Origin of the sequence: Acidovorax soli (genome assembly GCF_900107605.1) — a bacterium.
Taxonomy (GTDB): Bacteria; Pseudomonadota; Gammaproteobacteria; order Burkholderiales; family Burkholderiaceae_C; genus Acidovorax; species Acidovorax soli.
Window position 1 is genome coordinate 36,458 of sequence record NZ_FNQJ01000005.1, and the last position, 19,549, is coordinate 56,006.

The window sequence follows — 19,549 nt, forward strand, 5'->3', positions numbered from 1 at the left end:
CTTCCTACACTGCGCCTATGCGCACCAAGTCCCCGCTGACCTTCAAACTGCTGGCCATGGGCGGGGGCTTTCTGCTGGTGGCCCTGGCTTCCATTGGCTTGACGCTGTGGGTGACCTGGAAACTCGAAGGCGGCGCGGCGGCCGTCAACGAGGCCGGGCGCCTGCGCATGAACATGCTGCGCATGGTGCTGGTGCAGCAGACGGCGTCCCCCGAAGAGGTGCAAAGGCATGCGCGGCAGTTCGACGCCAGCCTGGAGTTGCTGCGCACGGGCGATCCCTCGCGCCCCCTGTTCGTGCCCTGGGGGGATGACACGCGGACACGCTTTGAACGCATCCGCAACACCTGGTTGGGCTTGCGCACCGAGTGGTCCCTGGGTTTGCCGCCGGACCGTGCCCGGTCCCTGGCCCAGGCCGACCGCTTTGTGCAGCAGGTGGACGGTTTCGTCGAGGCCATAGAAGTCCAGATCGCGGGCTGGACGGCCGCGTTGCATGTCTTTCAGCTCTTCATGATGGCCGTGGCGATTGCCGCAGCGGTGACCTTCATGGCGGTGAGCTATCTGTTGGTGATCAACCCGCTGGCGCAATTGCAGCAGGCGCTGGGGCGCTTGCGCCAGGGTGAGTGGGGAGTGCGGCTACCCCTGGGGGAAGAGGACGAATTTGGCCAGCTTTCGGCGGGCTTCAACCTGATGGCCCATGCCTTGCAGGTCTCGCACGAGGACCTCGAGCAAAAGGTGCGCGAGAAGACCGCCAGCATCGCCGTGCAGAACCAGCGCCTGGCGGCGCTTTATGAGGTGAGCGCGCTGGCTTCCACGGCGACCGCTCTGGAAGCGCTGGCGCAAGGCTTTGTGCAGCAGATCCGCCGGGTGGCGGGCGCCGATGCAGCCGCAGTGCGCTGGTCCGACGAGGCCAACGAGCGCTATGTGCTGCTGGCCGGCGACGGCATGCCGCACGCCATGACCGAAAAGGAACATTGTCTGCACACGGGCACTTGCATGTGCGGCCAGCCGCAGAACCAGGCCTATACCCGTGTCATACCGATCGTTGCATCCACCCCGCTGGTGTTTCCACATTGCCGCGATGCCGGCTACCAGACCCTGGTGGCCATACCGGTACAGATGCAGCAGCGGGTGCTCGGCGAGGTCAATCTGTTTTTCCGACCGTCGGTGGCGCTGACGGATGAAGTGCGTGATCTTCTGGAAGCCATGACGCGCCATCTGGCCAGCGCCATGGAGGGCTTGCGCGCCACTGCCCTGGAGCGCGAGGCCGCCGTGGCGCAGGAGCGCAGCCTGCTGGCGCGCGAGCTGCACGACTCGATTGCCCAGTCGCTGGCTTTCCTCAAGATCCAGACGCAGCTGTTGCGCGATGCCGTGGCCAAGGGCGATATCGTGGCGCGGGACCGCAGCATGGGCGAGCTCGATGTGGGCGTGCGCGAGTGCTATGCCGATGTGCGCGAATTGCTGGTGCACTTTCGCACACGTACCAGCGAAGAAGACATCGAGACGGCACTGCGCTCGACCCTTTCCAAGTTCGAGCACCAGACCGGCATCGCCACTGCGCTCACCATGGCGGGCCACGGCCTGCCCCTGCCGCCCGATGTGCAGATCCAGGTCCTGCACATGGTGCAGGAAGCCCTGTCGAACGTGCGCAAGCACGCGGGCGCGACCCGGGTGGAGTTGCGCGTGCAACGGCATCCCCGCTGGCGCTTCGAAGTGCAGGACAACGGGGTGGGGTTTGATGTTCGGGCGGTGCCGCCCGACTCCATGCATGTCGGTCTGGGCATCATGCGCGAGCGCGCGCAGCGCATTGGCGCGGCGGTGCAGGTCGATTCGTCTTCCGGTGCGGGCACGCGCGTGTGCATCGAGCTTCCCACCCTGTCCGCAGCGCAGGAGCCGCGCGAGCCGCCCATGCTGCCTGTTGCCCGTTTCGTTCATTGATGCCTATGCCAAATCTGCCGCCCGTGACCTTGCTCGTCGTGGACGACCACAACCTGTTTCGCCGGGGCTTGGTGGCCTTGCTGGGGCAGGACCCGCGCCTGCAGGTGGTGGGCGAGGCGGGCGATGCCGCGCAGGCGATGCGCCTGGCCCCCGCCCTGCGCCCGGACGTGATCCTGCTCGACAACCATTTGCCCGGGGTGACGGGGGTGGATGCCATCCAGGGGCTGCGTGAAGTGTCTCCGGCCTCCCGCGTGCTCATGCTCACCGTGAGCGAAGATTCACAGGATCTGGCCACCGCGCTGCGCAACGGTGCGCAGGGGTATCTGCTCAAGACCATCGACGGCGATCTGCTGGCGCAGGCCATTCACCGCGCTGCCGCCGGCGAGCCCGTGGTCAGCCCCGAGTTGATGGGCAAGCTGGTGGCTGCTTTCCAGTCGCAGGGGGCGCCAGAGGCGAACGACGCCCTTGCGGCGTCGACTTCCGACAAGGCGTCGGCGGTGGCGCCGCAGGGCACGCCTCTTTCTCCGCGCGAGGAAGACGTGCTGCGCGAGATTGCACGGGGCTCCAGCAACAAGGAAATCGCCCGGGCGCTGGATATTGCCGAAACCACCGTCAAGATCCATGTGCAGCACATTCTGCGCAAACTGGGACTGAGCTCGCGCGTGCAGGCCGCCGTGTACGCCTCTGACCGCCAGCGGTAGCGCGCAAGCCCCGACATCCCTGTTTCAGGGGACTAGTCCTTTCGAACGATGGGGTGGCGCTCCCATCATCCTTTTGCCGTGCTGACCCGTCCTGAAGAGGGATAGGCAAAACCCTGCCTTCGCGGGACCATGCATGCCATACAGAAAACAGAGGGAACAACCCATGGCAAATGCAGCGTTTTCGGCGGGCGACAGTCCGCAACGCACCCGGCAGGCTTGGTCCGTGCTCTTGGTCAGCACGCTCGCCTTCACCGTCTGTTTCATGGTGTGGATGATGTTCGGGGTGATCGGCATTCCCATCAAGAAAATGCTGAACCTGAGCGCCACGCAGTTCGGCCTGCTCACGGCCATGCCGGTGCTTACCGGCTCGCTGGTGCGCGTGCCGCTGGGCATCTGGACCGACCGGTTTGGCGGGCGGATCGTGATGGCCGCGCTCATGGCAATAACGGTGCCGGCCATCTGGCTCATGAGCTATGCCACCGAGTACTGGCATTTCCTCACGATCGGCCTGTTTGTGGGCCTGGCGGGCGGCTCGTTCTCGGTGGGCACGCCCTATGTGGCGCGCTGGTTTCCCAGGAATCGGCAGGGCACGGCGATGGGGGTGTATGGTGCGGGCAATTCCGGTGCGGCCGTGAACAAGTTCGTGGCCCCGGTGCTGCTGGTGGCGTTTGGCTGGGCCATGGTGCCGCAGGTGTACGCCGCCATCATGCTCGGCACCTTGGTGCTGTTCTGGCTGTTCAGCTACAGCGACCCGGCCCACCTGGTGCCCAGCAACGTCAAGTTCACCGACCAGCTCAGGGCGCTGAAGGACCCCAAGGTCATCAAGTACTGCCAGTACTACAGCATCGTGTTTGGCGGCTATGTGGCGCTGTCGCTGTGGATGGTGCAGTACTACGTGGGTGAATACGGCCTGGACATCCGCGTGGCAGCGCTGCTGGCGGCCTGCTTCTCGCTGCCGGGCGGTGTGCTGCGCGCCATTGGCGGTGTGCTCAGTGACAAGTACGGTGCCCACAGCGTCACCTGGTGGGTGATGTGGGTGAGCTGGATCTGCCTGTTCCTGCTGAGCTATCCGCAGACCGATTTCACCATCCTCACGGTCAATGGGCCCACCACGTTCCACCTCGGCCTGAACGTCTATGCGTTCACGGCGCTGATGGGGGTGCTGGGCGTGGCGTTCGCCTTCGGCAAGGCCAGCGTCTTCAAGTACATCAGCGACGACTATCCGAAAAACATCGGTGCCATCAGCGGCATTGTGGGGCTGGCGGGTGGCCTTGGTGGCTTCGTCCTGCCCATCATGTTCGGCGCTCTGATGGACTTCACCGGCGTCCGCTCCAGTGCGTTCATGCTGATGTATGGCGTGGTCTGGGTCTCGCTGATCTGGATGTATTTCACCGAAGTGCGCCGCACCCCCGTCATGGGCTCGCAGGACGCCGCCGCACCTGCGGCTGCCCGCTGATTTATCTCAAGGAACCTCACCATGTCTGCCACCACCACCAGCGGGCGCCAGGGGCGCCTGCTCACTCTCTGGACGCCGGAGGACAAATCCTTCTGGGAGCGCGAAGGCGAGGCCGTCGCCAAGCTCAATCTCTGGATCTCGGTGCCCGCGCTGTTTCTGGCCTTTGCCATCTGGCAGGTCTGGAGCGTGGTGGCCGTGAGCCTGCCGGGCCTGGGCTTCAAGTATTCGACCAATCAGTTGTTCTGGCTGGCGGCAGCGCCCGCGCTTTCGGGCGCCACGCTGCGCATCTTCTACTCGTTCATGGTGCCGCTGGTGGGTGGCCGCCGCTGGACGGCGATCTCCACCGCCTCGCTGCTGATCCCCGCCATCGGCATCGGCTTTGCCGTGCAGGACAACACCACGGCCTACCCCACCATGCTCATCCTGGCGCTGCTGTGCGGCCTGGGCGGTGGCAACTTCAGCTCCAGCATGGCCAACATCAGCTTCTTCTTCCCGAAGGAGCGCAAGGGCTCGGCGCTGGGCGTGAATGCCGGCCTCGGTAACCTGGGCGTTTCGGTGGTGCAGTTCCTGAGCCCGCTGGTCGTGACGGCCGGCATCTTCGGTATCTTTGGCGGCGAAGGCCAGACCATCGTGAAGAACGGCAACACCGTGCAGGTGTGGACGCAGAACGCCGCCTTCATCTGGGTGCCATGGATCGCCATCACCGCGCTGGCCGCCTGGTTCGGCATGAACGACATTGCCGATGCGCGTGCTTCGTTCGCCGCGCAGGCCGCCATCTTCAAGCGCAAGCACAACTGGCTGATGTGCGTGCTGTACCTGGGCACCTTCGGCTCGTTCATTGGCTACGCCGCAGGCTTTCCGCTGCTCATCAAGAGCCAGTTCCCCGGCATCAACCCACTGGCCTACGCCTGGCTGGGCCCGCTGGTCGGCGCCGTGGTGCGGCCTTTTGGCGGCTGGCTGGCCGACAAGCTCGGTGGAGCCCGCGTCACGCTGTGGAACTTCATCGTCATGGCCATTGCCGTGATGGGTGTGACGGTGTTCCTTCCCTCGGCAGGCAACGAGGGCCAGTTTTCCGGTTTCTTCGTGTGCTTCCTGGTGCTGTTTCTCACCACCGGCATCGGCAACGGTTCCACCTTCCGCATGATCCCCGTGATTTTCCTGACCGAAGCCATGCGTGGTGTGGACAAGAACGATGCTGCCGCCGTGGCCAGCGCCAACAAGGAAGGCAACACCCTGGGCGCCGCCACGCTGGGTTTCACCGCTGCCATGGCCGCCTACGGCGGGTTCTTCATTCCCAAGAGCTATGGCAGCTCCATCGCCCTGACCGGCGCGCCCAACGCTGCGCTGTGGTGCTTTGCTGTCTTCTACGCCATCTGCATCGTAGTCACCTGGTGGTACTACGCGCGCAAGCACGCCGAGATGCCTTGCTGATGGCTGCCTGAGCCATCAGCAATCCCCCCAATAGAACAAGGAGCCCCCGATGAGCCATTTTCTGGATCGACTCACGTACTTCTCGCAACCCCGCGAAACCTTTGCCCAAGGCCATGGCCAGACCAACGGTGAAGACCGCACCTGGGAAGACGCCTACCGCGACCGCTGGGCGCACGACAAGATCGTGCGTTCCACCCACGGCGTGAACTGCACGGGCTCCTGCTCGTGGAAGATCTACGTCAAGGGCGGCATCGTGACCTGGGAAACCCAGCAGACCGATTACCCCCGCACCCGCCCCGACCTGCCCAACCACGAGCCCCGTGGCTGCGCACGCGGCGCCAGCTACAGCTGGTACCTGTACAGCGCCAACCGCGTGAAGTACCCCATGGTGCGCGGCCGCCTGCTCAAGCACTGGCGTGCCGCCATCGCGCTGGCCAAGAGCCCGGTTGACGCCTGGGCCAGCATCGTCGAGAACAATGCCGCGCGCAGCGAATGGCAAAAGCAGCGTGGCCTCGGTGGCTTCGTGCGCAGCACCTGGGACGAAGTCAACCAGATGATTGCCGCGGCCAACGTCTACACCATCAAGAAGCACGGCCCTGACCGCATCATCGGCTTCTCGCCCATCCCCGCGATGTCGATGATTTCGTACGCCGCTGGCTCGCGCTACCTGAGCCTGATCGGCGGCGTGTGCATGAGCTTCTACGACTGGTACTGCGACCTGCCACCCTCCAGCCCGCAGGTGTGGGGCGAGCAGACCGACGTGCCCGAGTCGGCCGACTGGTACAACAGCTCGTACATCATTGCCTGGGGTTCCAACGTGCCCCAGACGCGCACGCCGGATGCGCACTTCCTGACCGAGGTGCGCTACAAGGGCACCAAGGTCGTGGCCATCACCCCTGACTACTCCGAGGTGGCCAAGCTGGGCGATCTGTGGATGCACCCCAAGCAGGGCACCGATGCCGCCGTGGCCATGGCCATGGGCCATGTGATCCTCAAGGAGTTCTACTTCAAGGATGGCGGCAAGGGCCGCAGCACCTACTTTGACGACTACGCGCGCCGCTACACCGACCTGCCGCTGCTGGTCGTGTTGAAGGAAAAGACGCTGCCCGATGGCCGCACGGTGATGGTGCCGGACCGCTATGTGCGCGCCAGCGACTTCCCCGGCCAGCTCGACCAGTCGAACAACCCCGACTGGAAGACCGTCGGCTACGACGAGCTGGGCCAGGTCACGCTGCCCAATGGCTCCATCGGCTTCCGCTGGGGCGCCGATGGCCGTGCGGACCAGGGCCTGTGGAACCTGGAGAACAAGGAAGCCCGCACCGGCAACACCGTCAAGCTCAAGCTCTCGGTGATCGAGGATGGTGCGCAGGCCCACGACGTGGCCACCGTGGCCTTCCCGTACTTTGGCGGCGTGCAGACGCCCAATTTCACGGCCAACGAACAAGGCAGCGACGTGATGGTGCGCCCCGTGCCCGTGACGCACCTGGAACTGTCCGGCCACGAGGCCCAAGGCAAGGTGATGGTCGCCACGGTGTTCGACCTGCTGGCCGCCAACTACGGCATCGACCGTGGCCTGCCCGGTGAAGAGCCCGGTGGCAGCTACGACGCCGACCGCCCCTACACCCCTGCCTGGCAGGAAAAGATCACCGGCGTTCCGCGCGACCAGATCATCACCGTGGCGCGCCAGTTCGCCGACAACGCCGACAAGACCCATGGCAAATCCATGGTCATCATCGGCGCGGCCATGAACCACTGGTACCACTGCGACATGAACTACCGCGGCATCATCAACATGCTGATGCTGTGCGGCTGCATCGGCCAGAGCGGCGGCGGCTGGGCGCACTACGTGGGCCAGGAAAAGCTGCGGCCCCAGACCGGCTGGACGGCGCTGGCCTTTGCCCTCGACTGGATCCGCCCGCCCCGCCAGATGAACAGCACGAGCTTCTTCTACGCCCACACCGACCAGTGGCGCTACGAGAAGCTGGGCATGGAGGAAATCCTCTCGCCCCTGGCCGACGCCAGCGCCTACCATGGCGCTCAGATCGACTACAACGTGCGCGCCGAGCGCATGGGCTGGCTGCCTTCGGCGCCCCAGCTCAAGACCAGCCCGCTGCAGGTGGCCAAGGACGCCGCAGCCTTGGGGCTGGACGCCAAGGACTACGTGGTCAAGTCCCTGAAGGACGGCAGCCTGCAGATGAGCTGCGAGGACCCGGACCATCCCGACAACTGGCCGCGCAACATGTTCGTGTGGCGCTCCAACATCCTGGGCTCTTCGGGCAAGGGGCATGAATACTTCCTCAAGCACCTGCTGGGCACCACCCACGGGGTGCAGGGCAAGGACCTGGGCAAGGACGAAGCCAAGCCCGAGGAAGTGCAGTGGCACGCCAACGCGCCCGAAGGCAAGCTCGACCTGCTGGTCACGCTCGACTTCCGCATGAGCACGACCTGCCTGTACTCCGACATCGTGCTGCCCACGGCCACCTGGTACGAGAAGAACGACCTCAACACCAGCGACATGCACCCCTTCATCCACCCGCTGTCCACCGCCGTGGACCCGGCCTGGCAGGCCAAGAGCGACTGGGAGATCTACAAGGGTTTCGCCAAGGCCGTGAGCGAGGTCAGCGTGGGCCACCTGGGCGTCGAGAAGGACGTGGTGCTCACGCCCATCATGCACGACACGGCCGGCGAAATGGCCCAGCCCTATGGCGTGCGTGACTGGAAGAAGGGCGAGTGCGAACTCATCCCCGGCAAGACTGCGCCGCAGGTCACGGTGGTCGAGCGCGACTACCCCAACCTCTACAAGCGCTTCACCGCCCTGGGCCCGTTGATGGACAAGGCCGGCAACGGCGGCAAGGGCATTGGCTGGAACACGCAGACCGAAGTCGGCCAGCTCGGCGACCTGAACGGCCGCGTGAAGGAGGAGGGCGTGACGCAGGGCATGCCGCGCATCGTGAGCGACATCGACGCCACCGAAGTGGTGATGATGCTGGCCCCCGAGACCAACGGCCATGTGGCCTGCAAGGCCTGGGAAGCCCTGGGCAAGCAGACGGGACGCGACCACGTGCACCTGGCGCTGCACCGCGAGGACGAGAAGATCCGTTTCCGCGACATCCAGGCACAGCCGCGCAAGATCATCTCTTCGCCCACCTGGTCGGGCCTGGAGAGCGAGAAGGTCAGCTACAACGCCGGCTACACCAACGTGCACGAGTACATCCCATGGCGCACCCTCACGGGCCGCCAGCAGTTCTACCAGGACCATCCCTGGATGCGCGATTTCGGCGAAGGCTTCGTGAGCTACCGTCCGCCAGTGCACCTGAAGACGCTGCATGAAGTCGAGGGCAAGAAGCCCAACGGCAACAAGGAAATCCAGCTGAACTTCATCACGCCGCACCAGAAGTGGGGCATCCACAGCACGTACAGCGACAACCTGATGATGCTCACGCTGAACCGGGGCGGCTCGGTGGTGTGGCTGAGCGAAGACGACGCCAGGAGCGCCGGCATCGTGGACAACGACTGGGTGGAACTCTTCAACGCCAACGGCGCCATTGCGGCCCGCGCGGTGGTGAGCCAGCGCGTGAACCCCGGCATGGTGATGATGTATCACTCGCAAGAGAAGATCATCAACACCCCCGGCTCCGAGATCACCGGCACCCGCGGCGGTATCCACAACTCGGTCACGCGCATCGTGCTCAAGCCCACCCACATGATCGGCGGCTACGCCCAGTACAGCTACGGCTTCAACTACTACGGAACCATCGGCACCAACCGCGACGAGTTCGTGCTGGTGCGCAAGATGGACCGCGTGGACTGGCTGGACGACGAAGTGTCCGACACCGGCGCGCACGCCTGAAGCCGAAGACAAGGAGAAACACGATGAAAATTCGCGCACAAATCGGCATGGTGCTGAACCTGGACAAGTGCATCGGCTGCCACACCTGTTCCGTCACCTGCAAGAACGTCTGGACCAGCCGCCCCGGCGTGGAATACGCCTGGTTCAACAACGTCGAGACCAAGCCCGGCATTGGCTACCCCAAGGAATGGGAAAACCAGGACCGCTGGAACGGTGGCTGGGTGCGCAGCCCCGACGGCTCCATTGCGCCCCGCCAGGGCGGCAAGTGGAAGCTGCTCATGCGCATCTTCGCCAACCCCAACCTGCCGCAGATCGACGACTACTACGAGCCCTTCACGTTCGACTACGACCACCTGCAGGCCGCGCCCGAAAGCAAGGCCGCACCCACGGCCCGCCCGCGCAGCCTGATCACCGGCCAGCGCATGGAGAAGATCGAGTGGGGGCCGAACTGGGAAGAAATCCTGGGCGGCGAGTTCAGCCGCCGCAGCCAGGACAAGAACTTCGACGATGTGCAAAAAGACATCTACGGCCAGTTCGAAAACACCTTCATGATGTACCTGCCGCGCCTGTGCGAGCACTGCCTGAACCCGGCGTGCGTGGCATCGTGCCCCTCGGGCTCGATCTACAAGCGCGAGGAAGACGGCATCGTGCTGATCGACCAGGACAAGTGCCGCGGCTGGCGCATGTGCGTCAGCGGCTGCCCCTACAAGAAGATCTACTACAACTGGCAGTCGGGCAAGGCAGAGAAGTGCATCTTCTGCTATCCCCGCATCGAAGCGGGCCAGCCCACCGTGTGCTCCGAGACCTGCGTGGGCCGCATCCGGTATCTGGGCGTGCTGCTGTACGACGCAGACCGCATCCAGGAAGCCGCCAGCGTGGAGCGCGACCGCGACCTGTACCAGGCCCAGCTCGACATCTTCCTGGATCCGAACGATCCGGACGTCATCAAGCAGGCCCGCATCGACGGCATCCCCGACAGCTGGATGGAGGCCGCCCGCAACAGCCCCGTCTACAAGATGGCGGTGGACTGGAAGGTGGCCCTGCCGCTGCACCCCGAGTACCGCACGCTGCCCATGGTGTGGTACGTGCCGCCCCTGTCGCCCATCACGGCCGCGGCCAATGCGGGCCATGTGGGGGCGAACGGCGAGATTCCGGACGTGTCGCAACTGCGCATTCCCGTGCAGTACCTGGCGAACCTGCTCACCGCCGGCGACACCGGCCCCGTGGTGCGGGCGCTCGAGCGCATGCTGGCCATGCGCACCTACCAGCGCGACAAGCATGTGGAGCAGCGCCAGAACCTGGCCGTGCTCAAGCAGGCAGGCCTGTCGATGGCCGAAGTCGAGGAGATGTACCAGGTGATGGCGATTGCCAACTACGAGGACCGCTTCGTGATCCCGTCGGCTCACCGCGAATACGCCGAGAACGCGTTCGACATCCGGGGCGGCTGCGGCTTCTCGTTCGGCAACGGCTGCTCGGACGGCGCGACGGAAGTCAGCATGTTCGGCGGCAAGAAGCCCCGCACGATCCCGATCAAAGCGACTGTTTGAGTGCGACGGAAGGAATCACCATGTTCAAGAAGAACCCGACCTCCGTGCGCCTGACCCTGCGCGCCCTGGGCTACCTGCTGAGCTACCCCGATGCGCAGCTGCGCAGCGTGATGCCGCAGCTCATCGACGCACTGCAATCCGAACAGGCCCTCACACCCGAGCGCATGGACGAGCTGAAGGCCGTGTGCCAGCACCTCGCCGCGCTGGACCCGCTGGAAGCCGAGGCCCGCTACGTGGACAACTTCGACCGGGGCCGCCAGACCTCGCTGCACCTGTTCGAGCATGTGCACGGCGACTCGCGCGACCGGGGGCCGGCGCTCATCGACCTGATGCAGACCTACGAACAGGCCGGCCTGCAATTCGAGGCCGACGAGTTGCCCGACCACCTGCCCGTGGTGCTGGAGTTCGCCTCCACCCAGCCACCCGCAGTGGCCAAGGAGTTTCTGGGCGAAATGGCCCACATCCTCAACGCACTGTTCAGTGCGCTCGTGGCGCGCAACAGCCCCTACGCCAGCGTGATCGCCGCGGTGCTCGAAGTCTCGGGCCAGCGCGTGCAGTCGGTCGCGCTCACGCCCGAGCCGCCCATGGACGAGGTCTGGGCCGAGCCCGAAGCGTTTGGAGGTTGCAGCACCCAGGGCCAGTCCAAGCCTGACCAGCCGCAACCCCTGCATTTTGTTCGTACTCCCCGCGCCGAGCGGGCCCCCGAAGGAGTCTCAGCATGACTACCCCCTGGCTCGATACCCTGTTGTTTGGCATCTATCCCTACATCTGCCTGGCCGTTTTCTTCATTGGCAGCTGGGCGCGGTTCGATCGCGACCAGTACACCTGGAAGAGCGACTCCTCGCAGCTGCTGCGCACCGGCAGCCTGCGCTGGGGCAGCAACCTGTTCCACATCGGTGTGCTGTTCCTGTTCTTCGGGCATACAGTGGGCATGCTCACCCCGCACTTCCTGTACGAGGCATTCATCAGCGCGGGCAACAAGCAGCTGATGGCCATGGTGTCGGGCGGTATCGCCGGGCTCTTGGGCTTTGTGGGGGTCTCCATCCTGCTGCACCGCCGCTTGTCGGACCCGCGCATCCGCGCCACGTCGAAGACGAGCGACATCGTCCTGCTGCTGCTGCTGTGGCTGCAACTGGCCCTGGGCCTGGCCACGATTCCGCTGTCGGCCAAGCACCTGGATGGTTCCATGATGATGTTGCTGGCGGAATGGGCGCAGCGCATCGTCACCTTCCGCTCGGGCGGGGTGGAGCTGCTGGCAGATGCCGGCTGGATCTTCAAGGCGCACATGGCGCTGGGCATGAGCATCTTCCTGATCTTCCCGTTCACCCGACTGGTGCATGTGTGGAGCGGCTTCGGCACGCTGGCCTATGTGCTGCGTCCCTACCAGGTGGTGCGTGCGCGCCGCTTGAACCTGCCCGCCGGCCACATGCAGTCGCAAGACCGCCGCGCCTGAAATCCACCGACCCCAAGGAGCACACCATGAGCGGATGTGGAACCGGGGGCTGCGGCTGCAGCTCCACCGACAACAGCGCAGCGGCAACAGCCAGCACGCTGAGTCCCACGCAGGCAGCGGCTTACGAAGCCCTGGCTGCGACGATGACCGACGCGCCCCTGCAGGCCGCGCAGGCGCCCGAGGTGGACGCGGTGGTGGCCGAGGTGGCACGCGTTAATGGCGTGGCCCTCAATGCGCCGCACGAGCTGCTGGACGAAGAATCCCTGCGCCAGCGCGCCTGCACCGAGCTGCTGCGCCAGGCTGCGCAGCAGGCCGGGCTGCTGCCCGCGAGCGATGTGCCGGGTGTCGAAGGCGCCATCAGCGTCCAGGCCTCCAACGCCATCGAGCAATTGCTGGAACGTGAGCTCAACATCCCCGACCCGTCGGAAGAAGCCTGCCGCCGCTACCACGAGGCCCACCCCGCTGCGCACGCCCAGGGCGAGCGCGTCCAACTGCGCCATGTGCTGTTTGCCGTGACGCCGGGTGTGGACGTGAAACAGCTGCGCCTGCGGGCCGAGGCCATGCTGATCGACTTGCGCTGCGCAGACGACGGCGGTGCCAAGTTTGCCGAGGCTGCCGCCCAATGGTCCAACTGCCCCAGCGGCCAGCAAGGGGGCGATCTGGGCTGGCTGACCCGTGCCGACTGCGCCCCCGAGTTCGCCCGCGAGGTGTTTGGCAGTGCCGAAATCGGCGTGCTGGCCCGCCTGGTGCACAGCCGCTTTGGACTGCATGTGGTGGAGGTGGTGGCCCGCGACCCGGGACAGCAGCCCTCGTTCGAGGAAGTCCGCCAGGCCATCGCGCTCACCCTGCGCCAGCAGGCCTGGGTGAATGCACTGCGCCAATACCTGCAGCTGCTGGCAGGCGCTGCTGTGGTGGAAGGCGTGGCGCTGGATGCGGCCGATTCGCCGCTGGTGCAGTAACCGCAGCGCGTTTCACCCGATCTCCATGCCCGACGAGCTGCTTGATCGCCTGCGCCGTTTTCATGACGACGCCTTCCCCCAGTACCGCGAGCAGTTCCAGACGCTGGTGGACGAGGGGCAGCACCCCACGACCCTGTTCATCGGCTGCTCAGACTCGCGCCTGGTGCCCTACCTGCTGACCGGGGCGGGCCCGGGGGAGCTGTTTCTGGTGCGCAACGTGGGGGCGTTCATTCCACCTTATGACGGATCGCACGGCCACCATGGCACCACGGCGGCGATCGAGTTCGCCGTGCTCAACCTGCACGTGCACCGCATCGTGGTGTGTGGCCACAGTCACTGTGGGGCTATCAAGGCCATGTATGGTGAGGTTTCACCCGAGGCTCCCAACCTGAACCGCTGGCTGGACCTGGGGCGCGAGGCCTTGCTGCCCGTGCAGCCAGGCCCCGAGGTGTTGCGCCGCACGGAACAAAGGGCGGTGGTGCTGCAGTTGGAGCGGCTGATGGAATATCCTATGGTCCGTAGCCGAGTGCAGGCAGGCCAGATCAGCCTGCACGGCTGGCACTATGTGATCGAGGAGGGGGAAGTGCATGTGTTCGATGTCAAGACCGGGGGCTTCGTGCCCGCGTCGCTGGCGGACAACAGTGGTACGGGGCCGTACCACCCCTATGTGGAGCATGACGGGCAGGTTCTTTTGGACGCGCTTTGATTCCCTTCTTGATGGAACGCAAGGCCTGCAGGCAGCGAATACCAATCATTCCAAACCATGAAGCGCGAATCCAATCCCCCCATGAATACCACCTTTTCCTTGCAGCCCATCAGCCTGGATGTGCTGCGCGAGAAATACCTCAAGCCCGGTGAAACCAGCGCCGAAGACCTCTACCGCCGTGTGGCCCGTGCCCTGGCCTCGGTAGAAGCGCCCGAGTTGCGCGAAAAGTACGAAGCCCTCTTTTGGGACAACCTGCATGCGGGCGCCATCGGCGCGGGCCGCATCATGAGCGCGGCCGGCACCGACATCCAGGCCACGCTGATCAACTGTTTCGTGCAACCCGTGGGCGATTGCATCCAGGGCGTGGACGATGAGGGGTTTCCGGGCATCTATGAAGCCCTGCGCGAAGCCGCCGAGACCATGCGTCGCGGCGGCGGCGTGGGCTATGACTTCTCGCGCATCCGGCCCAAGGGTGCCCAGGTCAAGGCCACGGCATCGGTAGCGTCGGGCCCCTGCAGTTACATGAACGTGTTCGACCAGTCGTGTTCCACCGTGGAAAGCGCGGGCGCGCGGCGCGGCGCGCAGATGGGGGTGCTGCGCATCGATCACCCCGATGTGCAGGAATTCATCACCGCCAAGCGCACGCCCGGGCGCTGGAACAATTTCAACGTGTCGGTGGGGGTGTCGGATGCCTTCATCGAGGCAGTGCAGCAAGGCCAGCCCTGGGAGCTGGTGCACCGCGCGCGCCCTGGCACCGCCGCCATGGCCCAGGGCGCCCACCAGCGCGCCGATGGCATGTGGGTCTATGCCACCGTGCAGGCCCGTGCGCTGTGGGACACCATCATGAAGTCGGCCTACGATTTTGCCGAGCCGGGCATCCTGTTCCTCGACCACATCAACGAGGACAACAACCTCAATTACTGCGAAGACATCGCTGCCACCAACCCCTGTGGCGAGCAGCCGCTGCCTTCCTATGGTTGCTGCGACCTCGGCCCCGTCATCCTGACCCGGTTCGTGCGCCATCCCTTCGGCTTTGACGGCCTGCCGTCGTTTGACTTCGAGGCCTTTGAAAAAGTGGTGGCCCTGCAGGTGCGCGCGCTCGACAACGTGCTGGACGTGACCTTCTGGCCCCTGCCGCAGCAGCGCGACGAGGCCATGGCCAAGCGCCGCATCGGCGTGGGCTTTACCGGCATGGGCAATACGCTGGCCATGCTGTGCCTGCGCTACGACATGCAGGAAGGCCGCGCCATGGCGGCGCGCATTGCGCAATCGATGCGCGATGCGGCGTACCTGGCGTCGGTGGAACTGGCCCGCGAAAAGGGCGCCTTCCCCAAGTTCGAGGCCGAGCCCTATCTCGCCGCCGGCACCTTCGCCAGCCGCCTGCCCGAGCCGATCAAGGACGCCATTCGCACGCATGGCATCCGCAACAGCCACCTGCTCTCCATTGCCCCCACGGGCACCGTGAGCCTGGCTTTTGCCGACAACGCCTCCAACGGCATCGAGCCACCGTTCTCCTGGATGTACAAGCGCAAGAAGCGCGAGGCCGACGGCAGCACCAGCGAGTACTCGGTGGAAGACCACGCCTGGCGGCTGTACCGCGATCTGGGCGGTGACGTGGATGCCTTGCCCGACTATTTCATCTCGGCGCTGGCCATGCCGGCCGAGGGGCATATCGCCATGATGGAAGCCGTGCAACCCTTCGTGGACACGGCCATCTCCAAGACCGTGAACATCCCGGCCGACTACCCCTACGACGACTTCAAGGACCTGTACCTGCAGGCCTGGCGCGCCCGTCTGAAGGGGCTGGCCACCTACCGGCCCAACGCCATCCTGGGCTCGGTGCTCGAAACCCATGCGGCACCCGAGCCGGCGGCAGCGCCCGCCCCGGTGGCACCGTCCTTCGATCCCATGCGCTCGGTGATCGAGAGCCGGCCCAAGGGCGGCCTCTCGGCCGTGGCCGAGAAGGTGGAGTACTGGACGCAGGAAGGCCACAAGACGCTCTACCTCATCGTGTCGTTCCTGCCCGTGCCCACGGGCGTGGGCAACAGCACGGTGGACCGCGCCATCGAGTTCTTCATGCCGGTGGGCCAGAGCGGTGAATCGCAGCAGTGGATCACAGCCAGCATGCGCCTGCTGTCCCTGGCGGCCCGGGGCGGCTTTCTGGAGCGGGCCCTGTCCGACATGCGCAAGGTGGCCTGGGACCGCGGCCCCGTGCGCCTGGGCACGCACCAGAAGGACGATGGCACCCGCGTGCCCATGTGGCATGACTCCGAGGTGGCGGCCATGGCCTATGCCATCCAGAACATCCTGGCGCGGCGCGTGACCGATCCGGTGCAGCAGCAGCTGCCGCTGGAAGAGCCTGCGCCGCAGGTCAGCGGCATGCCACCCGCCATGGCCGGCAAGAAATGCACCGAGTGCGGCGCGCATGCCGTGATCCGCAAGGACGGCTGCGACTATTGCACCCAGTGCGGCCACCTCGGAACCTGTGGGTGACCTCCCGGCCCGTCATTGCGGTGCGAGCGGTGTCGCGCAAGCCCTCGCCCGAGGCGCTGGCGCAGATGGACAAGCATTGGCGTGTCCGTTACCTGATGCTGGCACCCCATCGCCTGGGCTTTTTTCTGGCCATGGTGGTGCTGGTGGCGTCGGGCCTGTGGTGGGCGCTGGTGCAGCTCGACCGGTCCACCGCCTGGCTGGGCCTGCACTATGCGGTGTCGCCCACGCTGGTGCATTCGGCCGGGATGGCGTTCGGCTTCATTCCACTGTTCTTTTCGGGCTTCCTCTTCACCGCCGGTCCCAAATGGCTGGGGGTGGAGCCCCCGCTGGCGCAGGACCTGCGCGTGCCGCTGGTGTCGCAGGCGGCGGGCTGGCTGCTGTGGCTGGCGGGCGCGCACCTGCATGCCGGTCTGGCCTGGGCGGGGCTGGCGCTGGCCTGCGCCGGTCTGGTCTGGATGACCATGCAGTTCTGGGGGCGCATCAGGCGCAGCCGGGCGCCGGACCAGCTCCATGCCCGTGTCATCGGCACGGCCTGCGTGGTGGGCTGCGTCAGCCTGGCAGGGCTGTGGCTGAGCCTGGTCCTTGAGGCCCACGCCGCAGCGCGGGCCTGGATTTTCACGGGGCTCTGGGGTTTTGTGGTGGTGGTCTACGTCACGGTGGCGCACCGCATGATTCCGTTTTTCACCTCCAGTGCCATGCCCATGGTGGAGGCATGGCGCCCGTTCTGGGTGCTGTGGCTGATGCTGGCGGCGGCAGCGCTGCAGGTGCTGGCGGCGTGGCTGGAACTGGCGGGCGTGCCGTCCGGCGCGGCGGGCACGGCATGGCTGCTGGTGCATGGCACGCTGCAGCTGGCCGTGGGCGGTGTGCTGGTCTGGCTGGCCTGGGTATGGGGGCTGGTGCAAAGCCTGAAGAACAGGCTGCTGGCCATGCTGCACATCGGTTTTCTGTGGCTGGGCATTGCGTTTTTGCTGGGTGGGCTGTCGCAGTGGCTGGCGGGCACGCTGGGTATCGGGGCGCTGGGCCTGGGGGCCTTGCATGCGCTCACCATGGGCTGCCTCGCTTCGCTGATGCTGGCCATGGTCACGCGCGTGTCCTGCGGACACAGTGGCCGCGCCCTGGTGGCCGACCGCATTGCCTGGTCGCTCTTCTGGTGTTTGCAGGCGGCGACGGTGCTGCGCATCGCGGCGGCCGTGCCGGGCGTTGCCGGCCTGCCCTGGCCCTGGCTGCTGCCCTTGGCCGCCGGCCTGTGGGCCGCAACCATGGGCATCTGGGGGCTGCGGCTGGGCCGCTGGTACGGTTGTCTGCGTGCCGATGGGCGCCCGGGCTGAATCCAGAGCCAGGACATGACCGATCTTCCTTTGCCCCTGGCTGCGTCCCCTGCCGCATTGGACGAGGCGGCGGTGGTGGCCATGGCTGCAGCACTGATCCAGTCCCGCCAGACCATCCTGCCCAAGCGCCTGGGCGCGCCAGGCCCCGGGCCTGCCGAGCTGGCCGCCATCCTGAATGCGGCGGCCCATGCGCCGGACCATGGCCAGCTGCTGCCCTGGCGCTTTGTGCTGGTGCCCGAGGCTGCGCGCGCCGCACTGGCCGAGGTGTTTGCGCAGGCACTGCTGGAGCGTGACCCCTGCGCCACGTCCGAGCAGTGCGCGCAGGCGCGCGAAAAGGCCTACCGGGCCCCGGTATTGATGCTGGTGGTGGTGGATGGTGAGCGTGGCGACCCCGAAATCGATGCGGCCGAGCGGCTGGTGTCCGCCGGCTGCGCCGTACAGAACATGCTGCTGACGGCTACCGCGCAGGGCTATGGCTCGGCGCTGACCAGCGGCAAGGCGCTCAAGGCGGCCAGCCTGCGTGCGCTGTTTCAGCTGGCGGCTTCCGAGCAGGCCCTGTGCTTCATCAGCATCGGCACCGTGCTGTCCCGCAAATCGGCGCGTGCGCGGCCCCTGGCGAGCGCCTACGTCAGCACACTGGACCCGGACCGGGGCGTGGTGCCCGGGTTCTGACGCTGGTCAACTTCTTTCATTGCGAGATTTTTCATGGACATTTCCAGCTTCGACGATCTGCTGCAGGCCGCGCGCCTGCAGCCCGAACCCCAGCGCCTGTTGTTTGTGTTTGCGGCGGTCGAATTGCCCGACGATGCCACCCCCGCCCAGCGCGCGCGCTTTGAAGCCGGGCAGGGCGGCGCCCTGGTGCCATTGATGTGTGTGGACAAGACGCCGCAAGAGCTGCCCTCGTTTGCCGCGCTGGTGGACGAGGCGCGCCAGTTCACGGCCCCCGGCCACGACTGGGCGATGGTGTTCGCGGCGGCGCTGTCGGGCAGGCTGAACCAGGCGCCCAGCAGCGCCGATGCCGAGGCGCCCCTGCAGCGCATGGTCGATGCCATCAAGGGCGGCGCGCACGGCGCCTACATTCCGTTTGACCGGCAGGGGCAGCCGGTGCGCTTCGGGTAGCCGTGGCCATGGCGAAGTCCTCGTCGGCCTTGCCTGGTTTCAACGCGCCCTCTGTGGGGTTCGAGCAGCCCTTTGCCATGCTGGAGGCCTGCCACGAGCGCGTGCAGCGCACGCTGACGCTGCTGCAGCGGCTGCGTGCCCATGTGCTGGAGCATGGTGCGGATGTGTCTGCCCAGCAGGCCGCGCGCGACGTGCTGCGCTACTTCGACATCGCGGCGCCCCTGCACCATGAAGACGAGGAGCTGCACGTGTTTCCGCTGCTGCTGGCACAAGCTGCCCCCGACGTGGTGGCGCTGGTGCGGCGCCTGCAGCACGACCACCGCTGCATGGCCACCGACTGGGCTGCCGCACGCCTGGCGCTGCAGGCCCTGGTGGAGGGCCGGCAAGCCGGGTTCAGCGAGGCCGATGGCGCGGCATTCGAACGCTTCATCGGCCGCTACGACCGCCATATTGCGGATGAAGAAACCCTGGCCTACCCCGCGGCGCAGGCCCTGCTGGCTGCACCGGCCCTGGAGGCCATGGGCCGCGAGATGGCGGCCCGGCGCAGAGTGCCAGCATCCGGACATTAACGC

At 66.1% G+C, this 19,549-nt stretch carries 15 protein-coding genes; all 15 read left to right on the top strand.

What is annotated here, in order from left to right; all coding sequences use genetic code 11:
- The first annotated feature begins 17 nt into the window (after positions 1-17).
- Positions 18-1,934, top strand: coding sequence for a type IV pili methyl-accepting chemotaxis transducer N-terminal domain-containing protein (locus tag BLW02_RS05885; RefSeq protein WP_092697449.1), 1,917 nt, complete (start codon positions 18-20; stop codon positions 1,932-1,934).
- The gene (locus BLW02_RS05890) at positions 1,934-2,635 is read left to right on the top strand and encodes a response regulator (protein ID WP_208859696.1); all 702 of its coding nucleotides are present in this window, start codon (positions 1,934-1,936) and stop codon (positions 2,633-2,635) included. The genes BLW02_RS05885 and BLW02_RS05890 overlap by 1 nt, the downstream gene beginning before the upstream one ends.
- 163 nt (positions 2,636-2,798) lie before the next feature.
- Positions 2,799-4,091, top strand: coding sequence for an MFS transporter (locus tag BLW02_RS05895; protein ID WP_092697451.1), 1,293 nt, complete (start codon positions 2,799-2,801; stop codon positions 4,089-4,091).
- A gap of 21 nt (positions 4,092-4,112) precedes the next feature.
- On the top strand, positions 4,113-5,522 hold the full coding sequence (locus BLW02_RS05900) for a NarK family nitrate/nitrite MFS transporter (protein WP_092697452.1): 1,410 nt from the start codon (positions 4,113-4,115) through the stop codon (positions 5,520-5,522).
- A gap of 49 nt (positions 5,523-5,571) precedes the next feature.
- Positions 5,572-9,372: a nitrate reductase subunit alpha gene (locus BLW02_RS05905; RefSeq protein ID WP_092697453.1), complete on the top strand. Its 3,801-nt coding sequence runs from the start codon at positions 5,572-5,574 to the stop codon at positions 9,370-9,372.
- A 23-nt stretch (positions 9,373-9,395) separates the two neighbouring features.
- Entirely contained in the window at positions 9,396-10,919 is a 1,524-nt protein-coding gene (narH, locus tag BLW02_RS05910) for a nitrate reductase subunit beta (protein WP_092697454.1), read from the top strand.
- 20 nt (positions 10,920-10,939) lie between these two features.
- A complete protein-coding gene (gene narJ, locus BLW02_RS05915) occupies positions 10,940-11,641 on the top strand; it encodes a nitrate reductase molybdenum cofactor assembly chaperone (protein WP_092697455.1) in 702 nt (233 codons plus the stop codon).
- Entirely contained in the window at positions 11,638-12,372 is a 735-nt protein-coding gene (gene narI / locus BLW02_RS05920; protein WP_092697456.1) for a respiratory nitrate reductase subunit gamma, read from the top strand. The genes narJ and narI overlap by 4 nt, the downstream gene beginning before the upstream one ends.
- Before the next feature lie 26 nt (positions 12,373-12,398).
- A complete protein-coding gene (locus tag BLW02_RS05925) occupies positions 12,399-13,331 on the top strand; it encodes a peptidylprolyl isomerase (RefSeq protein WP_244273628.1) in 933 nt (310 codons plus the stop codon).
- Positions 13,332-13,356: 25 nt separating this feature from the next.
- The gene (locus BLW02_RS05930; RefSeq protein ID WP_092697458.1) at positions 13,357-14,037 is read left to right on the top strand and encodes a carbonic anhydrase; all 681 of its coding nucleotides are present in this window, start codon (positions 13,357-13,359) and stop codon (positions 14,035-14,037) included.
- A 57-nt stretch (positions 14,038-14,094) separates the two neighbouring features.
- Complete coding sequence (locus BLW02_RS05935) at positions 14,095-16,530, top strand: adenosylcobalamin-dependent ribonucleoside-diphosphate reductase (protein WP_092697459.1); 2,436 nt, start codon at positions 14,095-14,097, stop codon at positions 16,528-16,530.
- Positions 16,527-17,858: an NnrS family protein gene (locus BLW02_RS05940; RefSeq protein WP_244273629.1), complete on the top strand. Its 1,332-nt coding sequence runs from the start codon at positions 16,527-16,529 to the stop codon at positions 17,856-17,858. The genes BLW02_RS05935 and BLW02_RS05940 overlap by 4 nt, the downstream gene beginning before the upstream one ends.
- Positions 17,859-17,873: 15 nt before the next feature.
- On the top strand, positions 17,874-18,530 hold the full coding sequence (locus BLW02_RS05945; protein ID WP_092697460.1) for a nitroreductase family protein: 657 nt from the start codon (positions 17,874-17,876) through the stop codon (positions 18,528-18,530).
- 33 nt (positions 18,531-18,563) lie between these two features.
- Positions 18,564-18,977: a ribonucleotide reductase subunit alpha gene (locus BLW02_RS05950; RefSeq protein ID WP_092697461.1), complete on the top strand. Its 414-nt coding sequence runs from the start codon at positions 18,564-18,566 to the stop codon at positions 18,975-18,977.
- 8 nt (positions 18,978-18,985) lie between these two features.
- On the top strand, positions 18,986-19,546 hold the full coding sequence (locus tag BLW02_RS05955) for a hemerythrin domain-containing protein (RefSeq protein ID WP_244273630.1): 561 nt from the start codon (positions 18,986-18,988) through the stop codon (positions 19,544-19,546).
- Positions 19,547-19,549: the final 3 nt, after the last annotated feature.